General features: G+C 39.4%; 23 protein-coding genes. 10 read left to right on the top strand and 13 right to left on the bottom strand.

The window, feature by feature from the left end; all coding sequences use genetic code 11:
• Nucleotide 1: 1 nt before the first annotated feature.
• From B5D47_RS01175 to cmk, 8 genes are all read left to right on the top strand, one after another.
• Complete coding sequence (locus tag B5D47_RS01175) at nucleotides 2-469, top strand: hypothetical protein (protein ID WP_078929983.1); 468 nt, start codon at nucleotides 2-4, stop codon at nucleotides 467-469.
• 4 nt (nucleotides 470-473) lie between these two features.
• Nucleotides 474-1094, top strand: a complete 621-nt coding sequence (locus tag B5D47_RS01180; RefSeq protein WP_078929985.1) for a hypothetical protein — start codon at nucleotides 474-476, stop codon at nucleotides 1092-1094.
• A 128-nt stretch (nucleotides 1095-1222) separates the two neighbouring features.
• Entirely contained in the window at nucleotides 1223-2656 is a 1434-nt protein-coding gene (locus B5D47_RS01185) for an MATE family efflux transporter (protein ID WP_078929986.1), read from the top strand.
• Nucleotides 2657-2720: 64 nt separating this feature from the next.
• The gene (locus B5D47_RS01190) at nucleotides 2721-3167 is read left to right on the top strand and encodes an NfeD family protein (protein WP_078929988.1); all 447 of its coding nucleotides are present in this window, start codon (nucleotides 2721-2723) and stop codon (nucleotides 3165-3167) included.
• Between the two features lie 167 nt (nucleotides 3168-3334).
• Complete coding sequence (locus B5D47_RS01195; RefSeq protein WP_143592567.1) at nucleotides 3335-4228, top strand: SPFH domain-containing protein; 894 nt, start codon at nucleotides 3335-3337, stop codon at nucleotides 4226-4228.
• A gap of 122 nt (nucleotides 4229-4350) precedes the next feature.
• On the top strand, nucleotides 4351-5853 hold the full coding sequence (murC, locus tag B5D47_RS01200) for a UDP-N-acetylmuramate--L-alanine ligase (RefSeq protein WP_078929989.1): 1503 nt from the start codon (nucleotides 4351-4353) through the stop codon (nucleotides 5851-5853).
• Nucleotides 5854-5916: 63 nt separating this feature from the next.
• Nucleotides 5917-6786, top strand: a complete 870-nt coding sequence (locus tag B5D47_RS01205) for a YicC/YloC family endoribonuclease (RefSeq protein WP_078929991.1) — start codon at nucleotides 5917-5919, stop codon at nucleotides 6784-6786.
• Nucleotides 6787-6833: 47 nt separating this feature from the next.
• Nucleotides 6834-7379, top strand: a complete 546-nt coding sequence (cmk, locus tag B5D47_RS01210; RefSeq protein ID WP_078929992.1) for a (d)CMP kinase — start codon at nucleotides 6834-6836, stop codon at nucleotides 7377-7379.
• A 91-nt stretch (nucleotides 7380-7470) separates the two neighbouring features.
• On the opposite strand, the gene B5D47_RS01215 is transcribed toward cmk, so the two are convergent.
• From B5D47_RS01215 to B5D47_RS01275, 13 genes are all read right to left on the bottom strand, one after another.
• Nucleotides 7471-8004 (bottom strand): 3-isopropylmalate dehydratase small subunit, encoded by a 534-nt coding sequence (locus B5D47_RS01215; protein WP_078929994.1) that lies wholly within the window; start codon nucleotides 8002-8004, stop codon nucleotides 7471-7473.
• 50 nt (nucleotides 8005-8054) lie between these two features.
• Nucleotides 8055-9341: a 3-isopropylmalate dehydratase large subunit gene (locus B5D47_RS01220; protein WP_078929996.1), complete on the bottom strand. Its 1287-nt coding sequence runs from the start codon at nucleotides 9339-9341 to the stop codon at nucleotides 8055-8057.
• A gap of 75 nt (nucleotides 9342-9416) precedes the next feature.
• Entirely contained in the window at nucleotides 9417-10370 is a 954-nt protein-coding gene (locus B5D47_RS01225; protein WP_078929998.1) for a D-2-hydroxyacid dehydrogenase, read from the bottom strand.
• 22 nt (nucleotides 10371-10392) lie between these two features.
• Nucleotides 10393-10593 (bottom strand): cation transporter, encoded by a 201-nt coding sequence (locus tag B5D47_RS01230; protein ID WP_078929999.1) that lies wholly within the window; start codon nucleotides 10591-10593, stop codon nucleotides 10393-10395.
• Nucleotides 10594-10745: 152 nt separating this feature from the next.
• Nucleotides 10746-11825: a dual-specificity RNA methyltransferase RlmN gene (rlmN, locus tag B5D47_RS01235; RefSeq protein WP_078930000.1), complete on the bottom strand. Its 1080-nt coding sequence runs from the start codon at nucleotides 11823-11825 to the stop codon at nucleotides 10746-10748.
• Nucleotides 11826-11854: 29 nt separating this feature from the next.
• A complete protein-coding gene (locus B5D47_RS01240; protein ID WP_078930001.1) occupies nucleotides 11855-12994 on the bottom strand; it encodes a tetratricopeptide repeat protein in 1140 nt (379 codons plus the stop codon).
• 53 nt (nucleotides 12995-13047) lie between these two features.
• Nucleotides 13048-13395, bottom strand: coding sequence for a hypothetical protein (locus B5D47_RS01245; protein WP_078930002.1), 348 nt, complete (start codon nucleotides 13393-13395; stop codon nucleotides 13048-13050).
• 78 nt (nucleotides 13396-13473) lie between these two features.
• A complete protein-coding gene (gene rsmD / locus B5D47_RS01250; protein ID WP_078930003.1) occupies nucleotides 13474-14040 on the bottom strand; it encodes a 16S rRNA (guanine(966)-N(2))-methyltransferase RsmD in 567 nt (188 codons plus the stop codon).
• A 31-nt stretch (nucleotides 14041-14071) separates the two neighbouring features.
• A complete protein-coding gene (locus B5D47_RS01255; protein WP_078930004.1) occupies nucleotides 14072-15601 on the bottom strand; it encodes an ankyrin repeat domain-containing protein in 1530 nt (509 codons plus the stop codon).
• A 6-nt stretch (nucleotides 15602-15607) separates the two neighbouring features.
• On the bottom strand, nucleotides 15608-17206 hold the full coding sequence (locus B5D47_RS01260; RefSeq protein ID WP_078930005.1) for a P83/100 family protein: 1599 nt from the start codon (nucleotides 17204-17206) through the stop codon (nucleotides 15608-15610).
• An 85-nt stretch (nucleotides 17207-17291) separates the two neighbouring features.
• Nucleotides 17292-19052, bottom strand: coding sequence for a hypothetical protein (locus B5D47_RS01265; RefSeq protein ID WP_143592568.1), 1761 nt, complete (start codon nucleotides 19050-19052; stop codon nucleotides 17292-17294).
• Nucleotides 19053-19071: 19 nt separating this feature from the next.
• Nucleotides 19072-20313, bottom strand: coding sequence for a 23S rRNA (uracil(1939)-C(5))-methyltransferase RlmD (gene rlmD / locus B5D47_RS01270; protein ID WP_078930007.1), 1242 nt, complete (start codon nucleotides 20311-20313; stop codon nucleotides 19072-19074).
• A 12-nt stretch (nucleotides 20314-20325) separates the two neighbouring features.
• Entirely contained in the window at nucleotides 20326-21045 is a 720-nt protein-coding gene (locus tag B5D47_RS01275) for a DUF6675 family protein (protein WP_078930008.1), read from the bottom strand.
• 120 nt (nucleotides 21046-21165) lie between these two features.
• Here B5D47_RS01275 and B5D47_RS01280 point away from each other — a divergent pair, with 120 nt between their 5' ends.
• Entirely contained in the window at nucleotides 21166-22350 is a 1185-nt protein-coding gene (locus tag B5D47_RS01280) for a pyridoxal phosphate-dependent aminotransferase (protein ID WP_078930009.1), read from the top strand.
• Between the two features lie 15 nt (nucleotides 22351-22365).
• On the top strand, nucleotides 22366-23850 hold the full coding sequence (gene glgA, locus B5D47_RS01285; protein ID WP_078930010.1) for a glycogen synthase GlgA: 1485 nt from the start codon (nucleotides 22366-22368) through the stop codon (nucleotides 23848-23850).
• The last annotated feature ends 171 nt before the right edge of the window (nucleotides 23851-24021 follow it).

Below are 24021 nucleotides of genomic sequence, written 5' to 3' on the forward strand. Positions count from 1 at the left end.
ATTGAGTGTTTCAGAAATAGTTTCACTTTCAATTGCTATAATTTCTCTTATTGTATCTATTTATGTTGTTATTAGAGATCAGAGTCAAAAAAGATTTGATTTATTAATTACAATGTATGACAGATTAGAATCTTCTAATGAGGAATTGCAGCATCAAACCGATAAAGAATCTTCTCAAAAAGCAAAATGGAAACTGGAACGTGAATTAGAAACTGCTTGTTATATGTTATACAAAAAGAAAATAGATAGAAAGATTTTTTATCACTTGTATAGGGCTTGGTTATTGTCAAGAGATTACTTTTGGACTGAAAAATACAACAATGATATGTCTGAACCTGGGAATCACCCTTATACAGTGTGGGCAATAAAAACTGGTTTAAAAAAAGGATTCCTTAATAATTCCAAAGTAAAACAAAAATTCTTGAAGCAAATGACAGACTACATTATTTCAAAGAAATTAGGAGAATAGAAATTTGGAAAAAACTGTTCCTGAATTATTAAATCAAATTATTGATATATTATCTCAACCTATATCAATTTCAGATATTGTTTCTTTAGTGCTTGCCTCTATATCAGTTTTTGCAGCAATTTTTGTCCCATATAAGATTATGGAAAAACAAAATAAAATTGCAGTTTTCGAAAAGAGATTTGAGATATATTGTATTATTGAAAAAATTATAAACTTCTCAAATGCAATTGAAAAACTTAAAACATTACCAGATAAACAAAATCCAGATGAAATAAAATTATCATATTGTAACCTTCAAATTTGGTTTAGCATGTTTAATAAGGCAAATTCATATGAAGAGACAATACCTAAAGATTTTTTAAGTTCAGTTAAGACTTTGGATGAAATTCTTACTATTCAATCTACATTATTAAAATCAACAAGTTTTTTATTTGGAAAAGATGTTTCACAATTTGTTTTAGAATTAGAGCAAAAATATCAGAGTTTTATAAAAAATTTTTCACAAAATCTGTTACCGCATATTAAAAATAATAATTATTCATTAACAAAAACGGATTTTATTTCTTATGTAAATGGGCATCCAAATTATCAAAAATTGTTTATAAAATATTTAAAATTAAACTAGGTGAAACAAAAATATTAAATGTATATTTGAAATTATTAAATATCTTTTCAAAAGCAGAATTAAAATGAGGAGCAAAATGGACACTTGCATCAAGGCTCGTTCATTCCGGAGGATTTTTTTGTTTTAATATGAAAAGCGATTATCTTACTTCAAAGCCGGCGTTTTATGCGCTTTTTGTTTTTTCACTTCCGATTATAATTGGCAATTTGTTCCAGCAGCTTTACACGATGGTCGATTCGGCGGTCGTGGGGCGGTTTGTGGGCGAGCAGGCACTGGCTGCGGTCGGCGCGTCTTATTCGCTTACGGTTGTTTTTATCTGCGTGGCGATTGGCGGCGGTGTCGGCTCTTCGGTGATTGTGAGCAAGTATTTTGGCGCGCGCAATTTTTCTGCGATGAAGACTGCGGTCAGCACTGCGTTTTTGACGTTTCTGGGTATCAGCGTTTTTCTTGGCGCGGTGGGAATTGTAATAAACCGTCCGCTTCTTGTGCTTTTAAGGACTCCTTCAGACGCGCTGGACATGGCTCTTGTCTATCTGCGGATTTATTTTCTGGGCCTGCCGTTTTTGTTCATGTACAACGTGATTTCCTCGATGTTCAATGCGATTGGAAATTCGCGGATTCCGCTTTTATTTCTGATTTTTTCTTCAGTTCTGAATGTCGTGCTGGACTTTCTGTTTGTAGCGGTATTTAAGACCGGAGTTGCAGGAGCGGCATGGGCCACGCTGATTGCCCAGGGGCTTTCGTGCGTTCTGTCGTTCGCGGTTTTTATGCGCACGCTTGGGAAATTCAAGGATTCAGAAGATGGAGTTTCGGCGGCCGAAGAAACTTCCGATGGCGCAGTCTTAATGTCTGGCGGCGCAAGTTTTTGTGACGGCAAGCTGAGCCGCGGAAGTTACAGGAAATTCAGATTTTTTGACGGACGCGAGCTTTCATCAATGGCGAAAATCGCGATTCCTTCTATATCACAGCAGTCCACCGTTTCTATCGGGATGATGCTGGTTCAGTCCGTTGTGAACAGTTTCGGCTCGGAAGCGCTTGCCGGATATTCTGCGTTCAGCCGCATTGCGTCGATTGCGATTGTTCCTATGGCGGCGTTGAACAATTCAATGTCGTCTTACACGGCGCAAAATATAGGGGCAGGAAAACCGGAGCGCGTTGTAAAAGGCTACCGTGCGGCGAATCTTATGGTCGCGTTTTTTGCGGTAACGCTCTGCCTGTGCATTGAATTTTTTTACCGTCTGCTGATTTCTCTTTTTACCGGGGACGGCGGAAGCGAGACTGCTCTGCGCACAGGACAGGCCGCGCTGCGCTTTGAAGGATTTTTTTACTGCTGGATAGGATTTAAAATGGCCTGCGACGGACTTTTGCGCGGAGCGGGCGACATGAAAGTATTTACGCTTGCAAATTTAATCAATCTTTCAATCCGCGTGGTTGTCTCGGTCGTATGCGCTCCGCGGTTCGGAATTGAATGGGTCTGGTATTCCGTTCCGATGGGCTGGTTCATGAACTTTGTAATTTCGTTCGCGGAATACAGAACCGGAAACTGGAAAAAAAGATTATAAAAAAATAAATGCCGCCTGCCATAAAAATTAAGCAGGACAACAAAAAACGTGATATAATTTTTTTATGAGTGAATTTTTTGCGGATTATTCTTCATGGATCTGGCTTGGCATTATGCTAATTCTCATTTTAATCGAAGCAGGAACCCTTGCGCTTACGACAATCTGGGCTGCGTTAGCGGCTTTTCCTATGATTTTTATTTCGCGCACAGGTCTTGCATTGCAGTGGCAGGTTCTTATTTTTACTGGGATTACGCTTGTTCTTGTAATTTTTACGCGTTCGTTCGTTGTAAAGAAATTTCTTGGTAAAAAAATTGAAACCAATGTCAACGCTCTTGAAGGACAGACTGTACTTGTTGTAAAGCCGATTTTAAAATTCCAGAAAGGAGAAGTAAAGGTTGCTAACGGAGTAATCTGGTCTGCAAAAACCGCGGATGGTTCTGAGGTTTTGGAAGCAAGTGAATGTAAAGTTGTTTCAATTGAAGGCAATACTTTAATCGTGCAAAAAATTTAGCAGGGAGTGTAAGATAAAAACAGCCAAAATGACGTCTGTTTTTATCTTTAACAAGTTTGCGTTGCAAACTTTCTTATAATCTGTTGTTTCTCACTTTGTTGCGAAACAACTTAAAAAGTCAAGATTAAAACTGAAATTTTAATCTTGACTTTTTATGGGAGTCAAAAATGATATTTGTAATCGCTGGAATCTGTGCCGTAATCGTAATTCTTATCATCGCGAACATTAGAATTGTTTCGCAGTCGCAGGCTTTTGTAATTGAGCGTCTTGGTGCGTATTCAAAAACGTGGCAGGTTGGTCTTCATTTTAAAATTCCTCTCATTGACCGTATTGCAAAACGTGCTTCCTTAAAGGAAGATGTGCGTGATTTTCCTCCTCAGCCTGTAATTACAAAAGATAATGTTACAATGCAGATTGATACCGTTGTTTATTGCCAGATAACAGATCCAAAGCTTTATACTTATGGTGTCAAAAATCCAATGAACGCTCTCGAAAACCTTACTGCAACAACATTGCGCAATATAATTGGTGAACTGGAACTTGACGAGACACTCACAAGCCGTGACGTAATAAACACAAAAATGCGCACAATTCTTGACGAAGCCACAGACCCTTGGGGCATAAAGGTAAACCGCGTCGAAGTAAAAAACATTGAGCCGCCACAGGCAATCCGCGAAGCCATGGAAAAGCAAATGAGGGCGGAACGTGAAAGACGCGAGCAGATTTTGATTGCCGAGGGAAAAAAGCAGTCCGATATTCTCATTGCCGAAGGAAAAAAACAGTCCATGATTCTTCAGGCGGAGGCAGAAAAAGAAGCGGCGATTCAAAAGGCAAAAGGCGAGGCAGAGGCGATTCTTGAAGTTCAGCAGGCAAAGGCCCAGGGCTTAAGAATGTTGCGTGAGGCGAATATTGATGACGCCACAATCCGTCTTCGCTCTCTTGAGGCATTTGAAAAGGCCGCCGACGGAAAAGCCTCAAAAATCATAATTCCGTCTGATATTCAGAGCCTTGCGGGTTTTTTGACAAGCGCTGTTGAAATAGCAAAAGGCACGGAAAAGTAAGACCTGTTTTATACATTTTTATACAGTGAATTGAAGCAATTCGTCAAAAGAAGTAAAATATTATGTCGGCTTGGGCATTTTGCTTTTGCCGCTAATTTTATTTTTTTGGAATTTTTAATAAAATGTGTGATTCTGTTTTGCCTTCCAATTTGAAAGGTTTTCATATTCATTGTGTCGGAATAAAAGGAACTGGTGTTGTTGCTCTTGTTGAAATTTTACATGCCCACGGAGCTGTAATTACCGGAAGCGATGTTTCTGAACGTTTTTACACTGACGAAATTCTTGACAAGCTAAAGATTAAGGCTCTGCCTTTTAGTTCCCAAAATATTACGGACAGCGTTCAGCTTGTAATTTACTCTTCTGCATATAATCCGGATACCAATCCTGACCTTGCAGAAGCCGTAAAACGAGGAATTCCTGTTTTGCTTTATACTCAGGCTCTTGGAGCGTTTTCTAAGAATGCTTATTCGTGCGGAGTCTGTGGAGTTCACGGAAAAACTACAACGACAGGCCTTTGCGGCTCTATTTTTAAGAAACTTGATTTTCCTGGCGCAGTCCTTGCAGGAAGCATAATTTCGTCTTTTGGAGGCTGCACTTATACAAGTCCGGTTTCTGCAGAAGTCTCTCCCTTAAAAAAATCTTTTTTTATTGCTGAAACCTGCGAATATCAAAGACACTTTATGTCTTTTTTTCCGCAGAAAATTATTCTTACCTCTGTCGAAAGCGATCATCAGGATTATTATCCGACCTTTAAAGACATTCAGCGCGCTTTTGTCGATTATATCTGTCTTTTGCCTCAGGGCGGACAGCTGATTTTTTGCGCCGATGACAGCGGCGCTTTGGAGACTGCTAAAATCGCTTTTGAAAAACGTCCTGACATAAAAATGATTCCTTACGGCGAGAATGCGGATGGCGACTATCGCTTAAAATTCGGCCGGGTCGAAGGCGGAAAGCAATATTTTGAAGTTGCGTGTCTCGGGGAATGTGCAATCTGCGTTCCCGGAAAGCATAATGTCCGCAATTCTGCCGCCGCCGTTGCCTTAAACTGCGAGCTTTTAAAAACTTACGGAAAAGATTTGTCTTCCTGCAAAGAAAAAATCAAAGAAGGCCTTTTAAGTTTTACCGGCGGAAGAAGACGAAGCGAAATAGTAGGACGTGCAAAAACTCCTCTTGGGCAGGAAGTTATCTTTATTGACGATTACGGACATCACCCGACAGCAATCAAGACGACGCTCGAAGGTTTCCGCAATTTTTATAAGGGACACAAGATTATCGTTGACTTTATGAGCCACACATACACAAGAACGGCGGCTTTGCTTGAAGAATTTGCTTCCAGTTTTGAAAGTGCCGACAAGGTTATCATCAATAAAATTTATGCGAGTGCCCGCGAAAACGCTTCCTGCGCAAAGGTCAGCGGCGAAATCCTTTCTGAACACGCAAAAAAATATCATAAGGACGTAACTTACTGCGGCGAATTTGATGAGGCCGCAAAAACTGCATTTAAAATGCTTTCCGAGCCTTCTGGAAGCGATTATCCTGACGGATATATTTTTGTGACAATGGGCGCCGGAAACAACTGGCAGGTTGGAACAAAAGTTCTAAGAATGCTTGAAACAAAAAACTGACAATTTTTTAGTCCAATGCAATTTTACAGTGAAAATTTAACAATAAAATGGAGATAAAAATTTATGAACAGCATGACAGGATATGGATTTAAGGAAACCATAGTCGAGAATACTCAAATCAGCGTCGAAATAAAATCCGTGAACAACCGTTTTTTGGATTTGAATGTGAATATTCCTTCGTTCTTAAATCCCCTTGAATCAAAAATCCGCAAAATCGTTTCTTCTAAAATCGTGCGTGGAAAAATCGACCTTACAATCCGCGTAAAAGACATGAATTCTACTGCAAAGGTAAATCCTGACCCTGCCGCGGCTTTAATGTATCGCGATGCAATCGCAAAAGTAAGCGAGGCTCTTGGCTATCCGGCTTCTTCAATTCCTCTTTCTCTGATTGTGTCTCAGGACGGAGTTTTAAATATCACTCATGAATATGATGCCGAAGTTTATTGGTCAAAAATCGAGCCTGTTTTTAACGAGGTTTTTGAACAGTTTGTGTCTGACCGTGAACGCGAGGGAGAAAATCTCAAAGTAGATCTTCTAAAAAAACTTGATATTCTCGACAAGTGCGCTTCTTTCTTTAAGGAATGGCAGCCAAAAATGGAACAGAAATTTAGGGAACAGATTACAACCCGCTTTAACGAGCTTTTGGGAGACAGCGCAGACCAAAACCGTATTATGACAGAAGTTGCCTCAATGATGATAAAATACACGATCAACGAGGAAATCATTCGTCTTCACAGCCATCTTTCTGCAATGCGCAACGAATTCTTGCAAAATCCAATTCCTGGAAAACGCATTGACTTTATCTGTCAGGAGGCAAACCGCGAAATAAACACAATCGGCTCAAAAAATCAGTTTACGGAAGTAGGCGAGATGGTCATAAATGCAAAAGATGCCCTTGAAAATATCCGTGAACAGAGTAAAAATGTAGAATAATTTTTGCTTTGCCTGAAAAGCTACCAAAACTAAAACTGGAGAAAAAAATGAAATTAAAAAAAGAACTTCGCGTTGCAATCAGCGGAAAATCTGGCTGCGGAAATACAACGGTTTCTACTCTTTTAAGCCAAAAACTTGGAATTAAACTAATCAATTATACTTTCCGACAGCTTGCCGCGGAAAAAGGTCTTACTCTTGCCCAGGTAATTGAAAATGCAAAGAATGATGATTCTTATGACAAATATGTGGACACTCATCAGGTTGAACTTGCAGAAAAAGAAAGCTGCGTTCTTGGAAGCCGTCTTGCAATCTGGATGCTAAAAATTGCAGATTTAAAAGTTTATCTTTATGCAAGCGATGAAACCAGGGCAGGGCGCGTTTTTAACCGTGAAGGCGGCGATCTTGCAGAAATTGCGCGTTTTACGGCAATGCGCGACAGCGAAGACAGCCGGCGTTATAAAAAACTCTACGAAATTGACAACAATAAATACGACTTTGCCGACTTGATAATAGACACTGCAAATTATTCTCCAGAGCAGATTGTGGATTTAATTCTAAATGAGCTGGAAAAACGCGGTTTTATCGAAAAATAGAATAGCTGTAAACAATAAAACATCATTAAAAGAAAAAAAGGCTGTCTTAGAAAAGTTTTCCAAGACAGCCTTTTTTTATAAAAATGTAAAACTAGTATTTTGATTCAGCGTAGCCAATCCAGCCTTCATTTTCAATCAGAGCCTTTTCAAAACCTTCAAGCTTAAAAGGATAACTTTTTGAAAGAGAGCCGGCGATAAGTTTTACTTTCCATGTGCCGTCATCTTTTGGTTCGATTTTACATTCGCATTCCTTATCAGCAAATGTGCGGAACATGTCGTCAATTTCGCGTTTTGGCATTTCCAAAGCAAGAAGACCGCAGTTGTACATATTCTGTCTGAAAATTCTTGCAAAATTCGGAGCAATTACTGCATAGATTCCGTTTACTTCGAGAGCCCATGGCGCGTGTTCACGGCTTGAACCGCAACCAAAGTTTTCGCGGGTAATTATTACTTTTTTTCCTGGAACATCGCGTTTTGCATCGAATCCATCGAGTTTAAGGTCTTCAAGACAGTATGGTTTTAAAGCCTGTTTTGAAATTTCAGTCAAATATTTTGCAGGAATGATTTCGTCAGTGTTAATGTCTGAACGATCCAAAAAAAGTACCGGTCCACCGAATGCTTTCATAATTTTCTCCCATTTAGGCAGAGAATGAAAATTATCCTCTGCCTTTTATTTTATCCTTTGTAATTTTCTGAATTTGTGATTGTTCCTGCGATTGCTGTTGCAGCGGCAGAAGCCGGGCTCATAAGGTGAACCATTCCGCCTTTTCCCATGCGTCCGTTAAAGTTGCGGTTTGTTGTAGAAGCGCAAACTTCACCTTCAGCAAGTACTCCGTTCGACATGCCAAGACAGGCTCCGCAGGTAGGATTTGTTACACAGAATCCTGCTTCAAGGAAGATGTCAATCAAGCCTTCTGCTACAGCCATTTTGTAGATTTTTGGAGTTGCAGGAGAAACGATTCCGCGTACTCCGTCTGCAAGATGGTGACCTTTTAATACTCCTGCTGCAATGCGAAGGTCGGAGATACGTCCGTTTGTGCAGGAGCCAATGTATACCTGATCAACACGTGTGCCTTTCATTTCAGAAATATTTTTAATCTGATCCGGTTTGTAGTTGATTGTACATACTGGCTCAAGGTTAGAAAGGTCTTCTGTTATTACTTTTTCGTAAACTGCATCTTCGTCATCGCGCCATTTTGCATAATCGGCAATGGCGTCTTCTTTAGTTTTATATTCGTCTTTGATGAATTCCCAAAGGTATTCAACTGTTTTTTCATCAGGGAAGCAGATTCCGCTTGTACCGCCGGCTTCTACAGCCATATTGCAGAGAGTCATGCGCTCTTCCATTCCCATGTTGTCTACGATTGGACCTGTAAATTCAACTACGCAGTTTGTTGCGCCGTTTACGCCGATTTTTCCGATCAAATGAAGAATTACGTCTTTTGCGTAAACACCTTCCTTGAGTTTTCCGTTAAGTACGAATTTTATTGTTTTTGGCTCTTTGAATGAGCATACGCCCTTCAAAATTCCAACTTCAAGGTCTGTAGTTCCAACTCCGGCTGCAAAAGCACCGAATGCTCCGTGTGTACAAGTGTGGCTGTCGCCCATGATTACTGTAAAACCTGGACGAACGAAGCCTTTTTCCGGGAAAATTGCGTGGCAAACACCGTTGGCGCCAATGTCAAAAAAGTCCTTTACATTGTTACGGCGGGCCCAATCTCTTAATATTTTTCCCTGGGTTGCAGTTTTGCTGTCTTTTGCAGGAGTTACGTGGTCGATTACGGCCTTGATTTTTGTAGGGTCAAAAACCTTGTCTTTGCCGCGTTCTACCAAATCATTTATTGCGATTGGAGTTGTAATTTCGTGACAGAATACACGGTCAAGTTTTAAAACATAAGTTCCTTCAAACGGAGTATCTACCAAATGCGATTCAAAAATTTTCTGAGCAATTGTCTTTCCCATCTTTAGTACCTCTAAAATTCTTTAGTATTTTTAAATAATTTACCGTTTTTGCAAGGAAAATACAATACAAGAATTCTAATTAACAACGTTTATGCTTTTTCCGGCAGCAAATGCCTTTAAATTTTCAAGGGCAATCTTAAAAAGGCGCTGTCTTGCTTCCAGCGGTGCCCAGGCAATGTGCGGAGTCAAAACGCAATTTTTTGCCTTGTAGAGAGGGCAGTCGTTTTTCATTGGTTCTGTTCCGATTACATCTGCCGCATAACCGGCAATCTGACCTTCGTCGAGGGCCTGTCTTAAATCACCTTCGTTTACAAGGCCGCCGCGGGCTGTATTTATTATGACGGCAGTTTTTTTCATTTTGGAAATAGTATTTTTGTTAATCAGCTGAGATGTTTCGGCAGTCATTGGCGCGTGAAGGGTGATAAAGTCGCTCTGTTCAAAAAGTCCATCTAAAGAAACAGTTTTTTCGTTTCCCTTAAAAGAATTTGGTGAATGAACGTGAATGATTACATTCATTCCAAAGGCATGCGCAATTTCTGCGACTTTTTGTCCAATCGAGCCGAAGCCAAAAATTCCCAGTGTTTTGCCTTTGAGTTCTGTCAATGGACTTTTCCAATAACAAAAATCAGGGCTTTTTATCCAATCTCCGTTTTGAACGGATTGTGAATGCTGCTCAACCTGATTGGTAAAATTCAAAATCAAGGCAAATGTATGCTGTGCGACAGAATCTGTTGAATATGCAGGAATATTTGTTACTGTAATTCCGGCTTCTCTTGCAGCTTTTGTGTCTACAACATTATATCCAGTTGCCATAACTCCAATGTATTTTAGCTTTGGGCACTGTTCAATTATCTGTTTAGTGATGTTTACTTTGTTTAAAAAAATCGCATCGGAATCTCCGATTCTTTCAACAACAAGTTCTGGTGGAGTACGGTCATAAACCGTCAATTCTGCAATATCCTTAAAAATACTCCAATCCAAATCGCCTGGATTTGCTGCATAACCGTCTAAAACCGTAACTTTAAGCATGACACTTCCTTAAAAAATAATTTTAATTGAGTACTTCAACACCTGTAGAAGAAATAGCGCTGTTTATTGCGTCTTCGGCAGAACCTTCAAAGTCAACAAGAACTTGTGATTTGTCTGCATTTGCAACGCAGTTTGTTACACCTGCAACAGCTTTTACTGCCGCTTCTACTTTTGCACATGTATCAGCATCAAACATTCCAACAACATATATTTTTTTCTGCATAAGAAATCTTCTCCTGCGAGACTAATAAAAATCGCGGTATCTTAAAAAAATCCCTCAATTATTATATCAATAATTGAAAGTTATTCAAATAACTTTTGTTTTTATATTAAAAAATATCAGGAAACCAAAAAAGCCTCCAAATAGATAGTTCCTTAATCTTCTCCGTTTCCGTATTTTTTGCTTCCTGAAAGTTTTTTTCCTTCCACGATTTTATCAGAAAGTGTTTTTCCAAGTTGACCGCAGGCTCCTCCGATTTCCCGTCCGCGTCTTGTGCGCAGTGTTACGTTTAGTCCTGCTTTTTCAAGTTTTTCGACAAAACGATGGCATTCATTGTTTGAAGGCTCTGTAAATGGCAATGTTTCGACAGGATTCCATGGAATAAGGTTGATGTTTACATCTATTCCTTTTGCAAAATTTATCATATTTTCTGCCGATTCTGCGCTCGTGTTCGTGTCATGAAGAAGGGCGGCTTCGAGAGTTACGCGTTTTCCTGTTTTTTTTGCATAGTAATCTATTGCTTTTCGGAGCTCTTCAAGAGGATTTGTCTTTGTAATCGGCATTATTTGCTCACGGAGAAGCGGATCTGCTGTTGTGAGCGAGACTGCGAGCCTGATTAAAGGACCGTTGTCCGCTAAATCATAAATTCCTTTTATTACTCCAGACGTCGAGAGCGTAATTCTTCTTCCAGAAAGGTTTCTGCCCCGTTTATCTGTCAAGACGGAAATTGCCTTTCTGACTGCCGGAAGATTCATCATTGGTTCTCCCATTCCCATAAATACAATGTTGTCGAGCGGACCTGCATATTTTTCAAGGTACAAAAACTGCTCAACGATTTCTGAGGCTGTCAAGCTTCTTGCAAGTCCAAGGTGTCCTGTCTGGCAGAAAGCGCAGTTCATTGCACAGCCGACCTGACAGCTTACACAGGCTGTTTTTCGGTTTTCTTTATCTGTAAGCAAAACTGTTTCGACCGCAAGTCCGTCGTTCAAAGTAATCTGAAGCTTTATGGTTCCATCCGGATCTTTTAAAACTTTAGAAACCTCGCAGCATCTGAGGACTGCTTTTTGGGAAAGTGAATTGCGAAGCACCTGGCTTAAATTTGTCATTGCGTCAAAACTGTCAACGCCTTTTCCAATCCATTCAAAAATCTGTTTTCCGCGGAAAGCCGGAGTAATATTTAACTGTTCTGAAATTTCTTCAGGCAAAAGACCTGAAACTGCTATTTTTTCGTTCATTCTACCTAGAAAAATAATGCTTTTTTCAACTAATTTAAAGGCTTTCCTTCAATTATTTTGCCTAACATTTCCGAAATTGCAGTGCTTTTGGTTCCTGTTTTTTGAAAAGTCTTTAAAACCTCAACAGCCTTATTTTTGTCATTTATTTTTAAATAACAGTCGGCAAGGTCTATGTAAAGACGGTAATTTTTTGGATCGTTTTTGATTAAATTGTTCAGCCTTTCAATTGCTTCGTCGAAATTTCCTTCACCTTTGCAGATTAGGGCAAGTCCGAGGGCTGCGTAAATGTCAAAGTCGATTTCCATTGCGCGGTTATAGTATTCTTCCGCCGTTTTGTAATCGCCTGTGTTTCTGTAAGCATCTCCTGCGCGTGTAAGGATTACCTTATTGTCAGGATCGTTTTTTAGAATTCTGTTCCAATATTCAACTGAGCGGTATTGCTGGTTCATTCCGCGGTAACAGTCGGCAAGTCCAAAAAGAACATAGAAATTTTCCGGATCCATTTCCAGCGCGCGCTCAAAGTATTTAATTCCTTTGTCGAATGTCTTTAGCTTTCTGTGGCAGTTTCCGATTGAAGTAAGGACGCGAATATCAACTGCGTCTGCATTTATTTCAAGCATTTTTGTCCAGTAGTAAAGCGCGTCTTTATATTCCTTAAAATCGTAATAGAGATGTCCGATTCCAATGAGGGCATAGGCGTTTTTGTCTTCCATATCCAGAACTTTAAGATACATTTCTTTTGATTTTTTAAAGTCGCGGATTTTTCTATAGGCGTCGGCAACCCTTGTAAGGACGGTAATGTTTCTGTCATCGTGTATGAGATACTGCTCCCAGATTTCAATTGCCTTGTGATACTTGTTCAAAGCCTTATAGCAGTCAGCAAGTCCAAAAAGAGCGTAATTGTTTCCAGGGTGGACAGAAAGACATTTTGAATAAAAATTGACTGCATTTTTAAAGTGATTTTGTTTTCTTTCACAATCTCCAAGTCCGACAAGAGCGTAATTATTGTTATCTTCAATCTGCAAAATTGATTTGAATGCTGCAATTGCGTCTTCAATCCTGTCTTCTTTTAAAAGCTGATAACCTTTTTTTGAAATTTCTGCAATTTTTTCTGCTTCTTTTTGTTCTGACTGATTTGCAATTACAGTTTCGTTTTTTACATCGGACATTTTGCGCTCTCCTAGTACAATTCTATTTTTAAAATTCAGCGGTTTTGTGTTTTTTATTCTTTTTCAAGAACCGAAATCACCTTTGCGATTTTTTCGTAAATGGCTTCGCATTTTTTTTTGTTTTTTGCTAAAATATAAAATTTCAAGGCTTTAAGCGATTGATTTTTTTTGCTCAATAAATCTCCAACTCTGGTAAGTCCGTCGGAATAGCCGGTTGTAATAAATATTCTTGCGGCTTCCTGAATTTTACCATTGTTAAAAAGCTCATTGCCCTTGCGGTTCAATATGACTTTCTGTTCGGAAGACAGTGAAGTTAATGGAGAATCTGTAACTTTTATAAAACCATCAGGAGGTCGATTTGACTCAACTGCCGTGAGAAAAGCATTTTTTTGAAGTGACATTCACTTTTTTACCTTTATATTTTAACTTAAATAAATTCTAGCACGAAAAAAATCAAAGTCAAGGAAATTATTTTTCTGTTATTGCTGAACTTCTTGATTGGTGCCTTCTTTTTTGTAAAAATTGACAAGCGAGCGTCCGTAAACGCGCTGGTCTGTAAGGACTAGGTTTCCGATTTTTTCTGGAAGAGGATCTTCTTCGGGGTAGTGGATTAAAACAGTTCCGTTTGGATTTAAAAGTGAATATTTATCTACTGATTTTATTAAATCTTTTCTGAATTTGTATGGAAAAGGCGGATCAAAAAATATAAAGTCGAATTTATCGCGGCAGCGCTTTAAAAAAAGTTCTACTGCCATAAAGTGGCAGCCGATTTTTACTCCGCATTCTTTTTCTGTTACAGAAACGTTGTCCAAAACCGTCTTAATTTTGATTTTGTCTTTTTCGCAAAGTTGAACTTCTGTTGCTCCTCGGCTCACGGCTTCAATTGCAATTGTTCCCGAACCGCTGAACAAATCTAGCCAGCTTTTTCCTGTTAAATCGCCAATAACGGCAAAAACAGATTCCCTCATTCTGTCCATTGCCGGGCGGATTATTCCGTCTGGACACTTTATTATTCTTCCTTTTAATTTACCACCGGTAATTCTCATTGTTTGCTCCAAATCGTTTTAAATAATTTTTTTAGAAATTTCCCAAACTCCAGAAAACGGAGTCGCGTTTTAATTTTTTATTTTTCTTTGCAAAATCAAAGGCTGTAAGCCCAGAATCTGTCTTATAGTTGATTTTTGCTCCGTTCGACAAGAGCCATTGAATAATTTTTGTATCCTTGCATGATTCTGCCGCGTACATAAGAGGAGTTTTTCCGTCATAAAAAGAATTTACCGGAAGTCCATATTCAAAAAAAGCATCCAGTATTTGAGAAGGAGATTCCTCGGTTATTGCGTTTATAAAAGATGAACGAACTTCGCTGTCAGAAATCTCATATCCCGAAAGCAGTTGAGAAACGATTTTTGAATTTTTTGAAAAACTTGATGCAAGTTTTAGCGAGCTTACACCGTAATTATTTTTTGCCTTTATGTCGGCTCCATTTTCAATTAGTTTTTCTACAATCTTGTCGTTTTCAGAAAATCTTGAGGCAAACATAAGCGCAGTCCATCCGTCATCGTCCTTTGCATTTACATCCGCTTTTGAAAAAATTAAATCCTCGGTAAGACTCAAATCTCCTTTTTTTGAGGCGTTCATAAGTTTTGTCCGGCCTTCGCTGTCCCTTTCGTCTGCGTTTTCTATAAACTTTCTTAAAATAGAAGGGCTGCTTTTTTGCGGAACTTCATTGCTGTCATTTTCCAACGCATAATCGAAAAGGTTTGTTTTTTCGTATGGGGAAATTTCAATTTTTCTTTCAAATTCCTGCCGTTTTTCTGTAGAACTTGTTTTATCTTCGTTCTGCGGCGCAAAAGTCAAATTTTCGCCTTTAACTTCGTTTTCGTTCTGCAAAATAGGATTCAAGCTTATGTTTTCTGCACTGCCGTTTTCTTCGTTTTTTTTGTTTTCTGCGTTTTCTTCCGGCAGTTTTGGATTTTCTGTCTTTTGTTCTATTTCTGCTTTTTCATCTTTCCGGGCAGTTTCTTCTGTTTTTATATTTTCGGGAATTTGAGCTTCTTCCTGTTTTTTTTGTTCTTCTTCTAAAATCTGTTCACTTTCTTCTGGTTCTTCAGTTTTTTCTTTTATAAATTTCCTCAAGACTTCAATCATTTCGTTCGGCGAAGAATTTTCTTGCACATAGTCGAAAGCGTTTTTTCCGTTTTTGTCGGTTTTTAGAATTTTTTTTCGTCTTGAAAAGTTAAAAATCGAATTGTCCTTGATAAGCCTTTCTAAAACTTCTGGAGAAGATGAATATTTTGCCGCATACATTATCGAATTTCGCTTTTCTGCATCTTTTTGCATTGGATCTGCGCCATATTTTAGCAGAATATTGATGACAGAAAGGCCGCGGTCTTCTTTTAATGCGCTCATCAAAAGGCTTTCTTTTTCTTTTCCGCGTTTTATATTTGCGTAATCTGGATTTTTTTTGAGCGCAGATTTTATTTCTTTTTCAGTTCCTGTCTCGACAGTCTCAAAAAGCTTGTCTCTTTTTCCGCTTGCCTGAACAGATAGAACTGAAAAAGTCAATAAAATGAAAAAGATAAAATTTTTCTTAAAAGTAAAATTCATTTTTTCCTAATTTTTAATCTGTGAAAGATCTTTTGTATTAAGCAAAACTGGAATATTTGAACTTGATGTTGCAAGAATTCCGTTCTGTGTTATTGTGAGCGGAGTTGCAGGCTTTACGTTTACCTGCGATTTTAAAAGATTTTCCGCATTTTCGTTGAATTTTCCTGTTACAAAGTTTTTTCCGTCTTGAATTATACAATAGTAATTTGAGCCGTCGCTCACAAGAACTGAATTTTCGGCGATTGTTTCATTGCTTTCTTTTACGATTTCCATATTTTCCTTGTCAAGAACAACAAGTTTTACGGCTCCGTTTCCGAGAGAAGTTCCTGCAATTGCAATGTATCCTGCCTGTGTTTCAAAAATCGTCCGGCTTCTGATAACTGTTACCGGAGACTCTTTTATTACGCTTCCTGTTTCTGCATTCACTTTTACAAGAGTTGAAAGAATTCCAAGATCGTCAACTGATTTCAAGCCGTAAACGCCAGTCGCATTTTGATTTTTTGTCTGTTCACGGACAATAGTCTGCTGGTCTTGCGCGATTGAAGTGCGTTCTGTCTGTGCTTCTGTGCGTTTTGTGTCTGCTGCGGCCTGAGCCTGGGCTGCTTCATTTTTTGCTTCCTGAGCTTTTTCTGTCTGTTCCTGAACTTTCTGTTCCTGCTGGACTGCTTCTTCCTGTTTTTGATCTGCTTTCTGACGCTTTTCTTCGGCTTCTTTCTGAGCCTGTTTGTCTTCCGGATTTTCTTCTGCCTTTTTCTGGGCCTGTTCCGCTTCTTTTTGCGCGTTCTGGGCTTCAGTCTTTGCAGTTTCTGCTTTTTTCTGCTCTTCTTTTAATTTTGCAGATTCTTCAACCGCCTTTTTCTGGGCATCGTTAGCTTTTTCCTGTGCCTTGTCGGCTTCGCGTTCCTTGATGTTTACCATCTGTTTTCTGGAATCGACTCCCTTGTCTTCGTCTTCCTGCATAGACTGAACGACTTTTTTGTCCGAAATTACGGAAGTGTCAACTGTGCTCAAGCCGCCATTTACGTCTGCGAGAGGAATTACAATCTGGGTTTTTCCCGGCCAGTCGCGGTAGTTGAGGGCAATGCCTGCTTTTTCTGCTGTCAGATTGTCTGTCACGATTTTTTTGTATTTTAAATTAAAATAATCAGTGTTTCCGCGGTAAACTGCGTTGTAAACCGTTACAAATGTTGCGACTGTCTGCGCGTCGTCGGAAGCATATCCATAGGCCTTTGAAAGATATGCCGCGATGATTCTTCTTATATTTTTGATGTGGTCGATTGAAGAAGAGCTTCCGATTACAAAAATATCCGCATCAAATTTTCCTTTTTCTTCTGGATTGACAGCATGAATAATCTGGTAGCGCAACGAAGAGCCTGCATTTTTTGGAGTTTCGGGATTGTCTGCAATAATTTTTCCAAGGTCAGTTCCGATTCCTGCAATTTCTGCCGCAGAATTTATGACAGAATGAGGTCCGTTGTAGTTTTCAAAAACAACCGGCTGTGTCGAAACTGTTTCAAGTTCCTTTTCATCAACTTCCAACGAAAAAGAGTTTGCGCAAAATACAAAAGCCAAAGCGGCTGTAAAAATTCCCCTGGATAATTTCATAAAATTCCTCCAAAAATAAAAAAAATCTTAAAAAGTGACAAAGATTTTTGAATATTTTATCACAAAGATTATGATTTTTCACGCGTTAAAGTTCAAGTTTGAGAATTTTTGTAAAAGTTTCGCCTGCATAACTTCGCACCTGTCTGTCAAAACGGTCTGTCATAAAATTTGAAAGAATCTGTTTTCCCTGGCGGTAGAGAGCCGGCCTGCCCATAAAGGCAACGATTTTATAAGTTGAATCGCACAGAAGTTTTGCAAGTTTTACATCTTTTATTTGAAGTTTTTTTTCTATGATGATTTCATACGCTTTTAAAATCTGGCCGCTTTCGTCATAACCGGAATTTGCAGAAGTCTGAACCAAAATGTCCAGCAAAAAAGGATCTTCCTCAAGTTCAAGAAAATTGGCAAAATCAGAAACAAAAATGTCTGATTCGCTACAGCTCATCGCCTCTAGAAATTTCTGCGTATAAATCGGATTGTTTGAATAAAACGACTTGTCTTCGTGCGGATTTCTGTTTTTTTCAAAAAGCTCGGAAAGATAGGATTGTGAAAGTTCCTGGAGCTCTTCAGTCATAGTTTTTTCTTTTTGAAAAAAATCTTTTTTTTGGAATGCGGACTGAATTTCTTCAATTCGCGAAAGTGGAACCGGAGAATAAACTATTCCGTCAAAACTCTGAATATTTTTTGAAGGGGCTGTGTATGTTTTTTTTGTCTGGCTTACGATTTTTTTGTTTCCGACACTCTGGGACATGACAAAAGCATTTAAAACCCAGTTTTTCATGCACAAAAAAAGTTGGTTTGAACTTGTATAGGTGATGAAATTCCAGGTTGCTTTGGAAGGCAGTTTTGCTTCCCAAAAAATGTTTCCGTTTTCGTCAAATTCGATCGCCTTAAAACTGCTGCTTATAAAAAATCCTCTGTCTGTCGGGCGCAAAAAAACTGTATCAAAAAGGCTCATAATTCCGCCGGAAAATTCAGAAATAAGGCGGCCGGTTGAATTTTCTACGGTTTTAATTTTTAGTTCTGTGCCTTTGTTATAAAGAAGCGCGGAAGTTTTTTGACCGCAGATTATTTTTTTTATTGGTGAATTTTGGGTTTCGCTTTTTAAAACCCATTTTGAGACAGAATTGTTTTGGTTTTCTGCAAAAAGTCCTGCGGAGCCGTCTTCAAAAGCCATTAAAATTCCGTCGGAGCAGGAGGATTTTGCTGTGATTTTGCCTGCAAAAGTGATTTCTTCCAAAACCTCTCCAAACGGACTGAGCCTAAAACCGTGTGTCTTTCCGTCGTCTGTCTGTTCAAAAAAGAAAACAAGACTTCCGTCTGGAAGCCCGCTTGTCGAAAAAACAGCATTTTCCTTCAGTTCAAGTTTCCATTTCTGGCTTCCTTTTAATCCGTAACAGGCAATGTTTTTTTTGCCCTGGACAAAAATTCTTCCGTCGCGTCCAACAAAGGGATTCTGTGTTATTTCAAAACCGCAGTCTACGCTCCAAAGAAAAGTTCCGCCTGGATTTATAAAATTCAAGACTGATTTATCCGTAACTGCAATTAAAAAATCGTTCCATGAAGAAAAAAATCTTTCGCTTTTGCCTTTTATGCTTTTTTGCCAGAGAATTACGCCTTTTTGGGTAAAGGCGCTTATCATTCTGCCGTCCGTTACTGCGGCAAATCCGTAAGAGGTTTCGGCCGGAGGAGCGACAATTTCACCTCCAATAACAGTTTGCCAGGACGGAGACAAGGTTGACAAATCAGTCTGATAAAGCGCGGTCTGCGAAAAAAAATTTTCTGAATAAAATATAATCAGAAAAAGAAAAACGCTTATTTTTTTTGGCAACTTTTTTTTATTCATATTTATTTTATCAGCCGGATTAAACAAACTCAAAATAGGCAAGGCTTTCTATGTGGGAAGTCTGCGGATAAAAGTCGAGAAGATATAGTTTTGTCAGTTTGTAGCCGGATCTTATCAAATAAGATGCGTCGCGTGCCTGTGTTGCCGGATCGCAGGAAATGCTTCTTATCTGGGCTGTCTTGTTTTTGCAAAGCCAGGAACACACTTCTTTTTCCATTCCTGAGCGCGGAGGATCGATTACAACTGCGTCAAAAGGTCCGTTTTTTTCAAGAATCATCGGCGCGTTTTCTTTGACCCAGCGGCTTCCGCTCAAACCGTAAGTTTCGTGCTTTTTTCCTGCCATGTTAACTTCTGCGTGGACAAGCGCGTCCCTGTTGTGTTCAACCAAGGTTGTCTTTTTAAAGATATCCGCAAGAAAAACCGAAAAAGTTCCAGCTCCGCAGTACATGTCAAGTACATTCTCTCCGCCCATATTGAACGTTACAGCCTTTATTGTTTTTTCGAGAACGTCCATATTCGACTGAAAAAATCCCTGCACATCAAATTCAATTTGTTTTCCTAAAATGCAGACAGTGCAGTTGTTTCTTGTGTCGGCCAGTGTGCCTGCAAAACGCTGCCTTACTTTGTTTTTTGCCTTTTTCTTTGATTTTCCGACTTGTTTTGAAACCCAGAGCTCCTTTTTTGTTTCATCTGCAATTACAAGATGGTCGTATTCATTTTGCGCAGAAGAAACAATTCTTTTGTCTCCAAAAAAATGAACCCGTCCAAGAGGTCTTTTTTCTTGACTTACATTTTTAAGATAAGAATTTATTTCGTCGGTTGCAATCGGGCAGAAGTCGAGCTTAAGAATATTGTTTGACTGCTTTTCGTTGAGCCCGCCGTCGGTAAGCTGGATTCTTGAACGGTAATTTGCCGGTTCTCCAGAGATTGTTTCGATTTCTGGAACATTTATTCCCTCGCGTTCAAAACAGTCTGCAAGCATTTGTTTCCGCAGCTCGCGCTGAAAATCAATATCAATATGCTGCATGTTGCAGCCACCGCATTTTCCGTAAAGAGGGCAAAAAGGCAGCTGACGGTGGACCGAAGGCTCAATAACTTTTTCAATTTCTGCAATATCGTAATCGCGGAAACTTTTTTTTATCGAAATTTCAATTTTTTCTCCGGGAATTGCATACGGAATGAATACGTTTTTTCCGTTTACTTTTGCAAGACAACTTCCGCCAAAGACCATTTTTTCTGGAATTACAGTTATTTTTTCCATCGTTTAGCTCAATTAGATTTTTGAGAAAATAAAGTTACAGAAAGTTTTAATTCTGTTCATGAACGAAGTTTCGATTCTGTCTTTTAAGAACCAAAGTTTTGGAACGTCAACTCCGCCGATTGCATAAAGAACCCAATTATCGTCGTCGCGGAAAACCGTAATGCATGAAACCATTTTTTTTGATTTTACCGCGGTAAATTTGTCGTGGTAAATCAGGTTTTCCATGTTCTTAAGTTCGTAAAAATAAAAATTTTCGTCTTTTGTTACGTTTATCTGTGAGTTGAATTTTCCGAAGAGCGACATTTCGAGGATACAGTCAATTTGTTTGTCGTTTTTTTCTTCGGTTATTTTTTTTATTTCGGCAGAAGAATACAGTTCGTACCATTTTTGCTGCCTGTCAGAAAAATAAGGAATTCCTACGTAATCTCCTATGTTGCACAAAGTCGAATCTATTTCTTCGATTAAATTTTCGTTTCCTTCGACTGGACGGATTTGAATTACTTCTGCAACAAAGGCTGGATCAAGTTTTTTCATTGTTGCCAAAATTCTTGAAGAAGAATCGTTTTCTTTAACGCAAACGTCTTTCATTGATTTTATATTCCGGATTAAAACTTCGCCGTTTTCGAGTTTTTGCTTTTCGTTAGAAGAAAGTTTTGAATTGAAAATTTCTGCCTGGACAGAAACTAAGGCTATAAAGGCAAAAATTGTGCTAAAAAGAAAAGATTTTTTCATAAGGCTCCCATAAAATCATCGCAGTTACGGTGTGTAGTTCTATCTGCGAATATAACAAAAAACTTCATTTTTCTCAATAAGTTACAAAATTCTCATATTTTATGCTATAATGCCTTTACTATGATAGCTCCAAAAATAAAAGAAATAATAAATTCAAAAGGCGCCTCTGTAATCAGAAAAATGTTTGAGGAAGGAATTCTTCTCAAAAAAGAGTATGGAGATGACAACGTTTTTGATTTTTCGCTCGGAAATCCTGATTTGGATCCTCCAAAAGAAGTTGTTGATGCAATTTTAGAAGTTGCAAAAGACACAACCCACGGTTGCCACGGTTATATGCCAAATGCCGGCTACCCTGAAGCAAGGCTTGCAATGGCAGAAAAGGTAAGTGGCGAACAGACTGTTAAACTCGAAGAAAAAAATATCGTAATGACGGTAGGAGCGGCGAGCGCTCTAAACTGCGTTTTTAAGTCGATTTTAAGTTCTGGCGACGAAGTGATCGTTCCTGCTCCTTTTTTTGCGGAATACAGGCACTATGTTGCAAATTTCGGCGGAAAACTGGTTGAAGTTCCTACAAAAGCCGATTTTTCGCTCGATGTTCAGGCAATCGAAAAAATGCTTTCTCTAAAAACTGCGGCCGTTTTAATCAATACGCCGAACAATCCGACCGGAAAAATCTATTCAGAAAGCGATATTGAAGAACTTGCAGCCGCCCTTAAAAAACATGGAAATTCTTGCGGAAGAATGCCTTATCTTATCTGCGATGAACCTTATCGTGCGATTGTTTATGATGGCGCAAAAGTTCCTCCGGTATTTCCAAAGTACGAAAATGCTGTAGTAGTTTCAAGTTTTGCAAAAGACCTTTCGATTCCAGGCGAGAGAATAGGATATATTGCTGTAAATCCAAAATGCGAAGATTCTGACGAGTTTATTTCTGCCTGCACTTTCTGCCTGCGCACCTTAGGCTGTGTAAATGCACCGGCGTTTTTTCAGAAAGTTGTTGCAAAATCATGGAATGCAAAAGTTGATTATTCTTCGTATGCCCGTCGTCGCGACCTTTTAATGGCAATTTTGGACAAGGCTGGATTTGAATATTGCCGTCCTCAGGGAGCGTTCTATCTTTTTGTAAAAGTTCCTTCCAGATGGAATGATGACGATAGCGCGTTCTGCGATTATTTAAAAAAATTCTTTATTTTGAGTGCTCCGGGAAACGGTTTTGGAAAAAAAGGCTATTTCCGTCTTGCATATTGCGTAAGCGAAAAAACTATTGTCAATTCAGAAAAAGCCTTTATCGCAGCGGCTAAATAGATGGGAGATGTGAAAATGAAAATCTTAATGGTAAGTGCAGAAGCGGTTCCTTTTGCAAAGACAGGCGGACTTGCAGACGCAGTCTCGGCTCTTGCAGGCAGTTTGAGTAAACTCGGCCACGATGTAAAAATCGTAATGCCACGCTACTATAAAATAGACCGAAAAAAACTTCAAAAACTCGAAGGTCCTCTCGGAGTTCCAGTTGGAACAGGTCAGGAATGGACAGCCGTCTATACGACAACTCTTCCTGGTTTTGAAAAAGTAAATGTGTATTTTCTTGACCACGAAAACTGTTTTGGACGCGATGGAGTTTATGGAACAAAGTCCGAGCCTGATTTTTTTGACAACCCGTATCGATTCAGCCTTTTGTGCCACGGCGCTCTTCAGGTTTGCAACAAGTTGGGCTGGTTTCCGGATATTGTCCATGCCCACGACTGGTCAGCGGCCCTCGCTCCAGTTCTTGTAAAGCATGTTTGCCGTACACAGGAAGCATTTAAAAAAACAGCCTCCGTCTTTACGATTCATAATATGGGCTATCAGGGTGTTTACGGAAAAGACAAATTCAACGATTTAGGAATCGACTGGAACCTTTACTATGGAGCAGGATTTGAACGAAACGGCGCAATTAACTTTTTGCAGGCCGGAATTTCTTCTGCCGACATGGTAACGACGGTAAGTCCGACATATGCGCGCGAAATCCAGACTCCAGAAGGCGGATTTGGGCTTGACGGCTTGTTGCGCGTCAGAAGCGATGTTGTAAAGGGAATTGTAAACGGAGTAGATACAGAAATCTGGAATCCTGAAAAAGATCCTGCTCTTCCTGCGAATTTTTCTTCAAAGGATATGTCCGGAAAAGCCGAATGTAAAAGAGCCCTGCAGCAGTATTTTGGACTTCCTGAAAGGGAAGATGTTCCTGTAATCGCCATGATTGGTCGTCTTGTAAGCCAAAAAGGAATTGCAGAAGTTATTGCGCCTAATTACGGATGCCTGTGGGGAATTTGTAAATCCGTAGACGTCCAGGTCGTTCTTTTGGGAAGCGGGGATCGCTGGGCTGAAGACGAAATCAATTCACTTCAGAAAAAACTTCCAAATTTCCGTGCAAAAATTGGTTACAACGAAAAACTCAGCCATTTAATCGAAGCAGGCGCAGACTTTTTCCTTATGCCAAGCCAGTACGAGCCTTGCGGACTCAACCAGCTTTACTCAGAACTTTACGGAACTCTTCCAATTGTTCGTCGTACGGGCGGTCTTGCAGATACAGTCCAGAATTACAACGAGCAGACTGGTGAAGGAACTGGCTTTATGTTCGATAATCTTACACCGCAGGCAGTTTACGACACTGTGGGCTGGGCGGTTTACGCTTATTACAACAAAAAAGACCACATCAGGCAGATGCAAAAACGCGCAATGGAACAGGATTTTACGTGGACAAACAGCTGCCGTCAGTATGAGGAAGTCTACAAAGAAGCTCTTTTGCGTGGTTGTGGAATAAAACTTTAAAAGTTTTTGCAGGGAAGCGCATTTCCTTCCCGCGTCCGGCTCTTGCTGCAAGTCCTCGGAATCGGCAAAATGCCGGTTCCTGCGGTCTTTCCGCGACGATCCGGGCTAGGTTTTTCTTCCAATAAAAGACTATTTTTCGCGCCTTTCTGAAGTTAATTCAGAGAGGCTTTT

This window comes from Treponema berlinense (assembly GCF_900167025.1).
GTDB classification, from domain to species: Bacteria; Spirochaetota; Spirochaetia; order Treponematales; family Treponemataceae; genus Treponema_D; species Treponema_D berlinense.

Excerpts from the sequence above, each read along its gene's own strand:
- murC (WP_078929989.1), top strand. The coding sequence starts at position 4,351 with ATGTGTGATTCTGTTTTGCCTTCCAATTTGAAAGGTTTTCATATTCAT.
- B5D47_RS01190 (WP_078929988.1), top strand. The coding sequence starts at position 2,721 with ATGAGTGAATTTTTTGCGGATTATTCTTCATGGATCTGGCTTGGCATT.
- B5D47_RS01185 (WP_078929986.1), top strand. The coding sequence starts at position 1,223 with ATGAAAAGCGATTATCTTACTTCAAAGCCGGCGTTTTATGCGCTTTTT.
- B5D47_RS01225 (WP_078929998.1), bottom strand. The coding sequence starts at position 10,370 with ATGCTTAAAGTTACGGTTTTAGACGGTTATGCAGCAAATCCAGGCGAT.
- B5D47_RS01240 (WP_078930001.1), bottom strand. The coding sequence starts at position 12,994 with ATGTCCGATGTAAAAAACGAAACTGTAATTGCAAATCAGTCAGAACAA.
- B5D47_RS01255 (WP_078930004.1), bottom strand. The coding sequence starts at position 15,601 with ATGAATTTTACTTTTAAGAAAAATTTTATCTTTTTCATTTTATTGACT.
- B5D47_RS01275 (WP_078930008.1), bottom strand. The coding sequence starts at position 21,045 with ATGAAAAAATCTTTTCTTTTTAGCACAATTTTTGCCTTTATAGCCTTA.
- rsmD (WP_078930003.1), bottom strand. The coding sequence starts at position 14,040 with ATGAGAATTACCGGTGGTAAATTAAAAGGAAGAATAATAAAGTGTCCA.
- B5D47_RS01205 (WP_078929991.1), top strand. The coding sequence starts at position 5,917 with ATGAACAGCATGACAGGATATGGATTTAAGGAAACCATAGTCGAGAAT.
- B5D47_RS01230 (WP_078929999.1), bottom strand. The coding sequence starts at position 10,593 with ATGCAGAAAAAAATATATGTTGTTGGAATGTTTGATGCTGATACATGT.
- B5D47_RS01265 (WP_143592568.1), bottom strand. The coding sequence starts at position 19,052 with ATGAATAAAAAAAAGTTGCCAAAAAAAATAAGCGTTTTTCTTTTTCTG.
- B5D47_RS01260 (WP_078930005.1), bottom strand. The coding sequence starts at position 17,206 with ATGAAATTATCCAGGGGAATTTTTACAGCCGCTTTGGCTTTTGTATTT.
- cmk (WP_078929992.1), top strand. The coding sequence starts at position 6,834 with ATGAAATTAAAAAAAGAACTTCGCGTTGCAATCAGCGGAAAATCTGGC.
- B5D47_RS01280 (WP_078930009.1), top strand. The coding sequence starts at position 21,166 with ATGATAGCTCCAAAAATAAAAGAAATAATAAATTCAAAAGGCGCCTCT.
- B5D47_RS01215 (WP_078929994.1), bottom strand. The coding sequence starts at position 8,004 with ATGAAAGCATTCGGTGGACCGGTACTTTTTTTGGATCGTTCAGACATT.
- B5D47_RS01195 (WP_143592567.1), top strand. The coding sequence starts at position 3,335 with ATGATATTTGTAATCGCTGGAATCTGTGCCGTAATCGTAATTCTTATC.
- B5D47_RS01220 (WP_078929996.1), bottom strand. The coding sequence starts at position 9,341 with ATGGGAAAGACAATTGCTCAGAAAATTTTTGAATCGCATTTGGTAGAT.
- B5D47_RS01245 (WP_078930002.1), bottom strand. The coding sequence starts at position 13,395 with ATGTCACTTCAAAAAAATGCTTTTCTCACGGCAGTTGAGTCAAATCGA.
- rlmD (WP_078930007.1), bottom strand. The coding sequence starts at position 20,313 with ATGGAAAAAATAACTGTAATTCCAGAAAAAATGGTCTTTGGCGGAAGT.
- rlmN (WP_078930000.1), bottom strand. The coding sequence starts at position 11,825 with ATGAACGAAAAAATAGCAGTTTCAGGTCTTTTGCCTGAAGAAATTTCA.
- glgA (WP_078930010.1), top strand. The coding sequence starts at position 22,366 with ATGAAAATCTTAATGGTAAGTGCAGAAGCGGTTCCTTTTGCAAAGACA.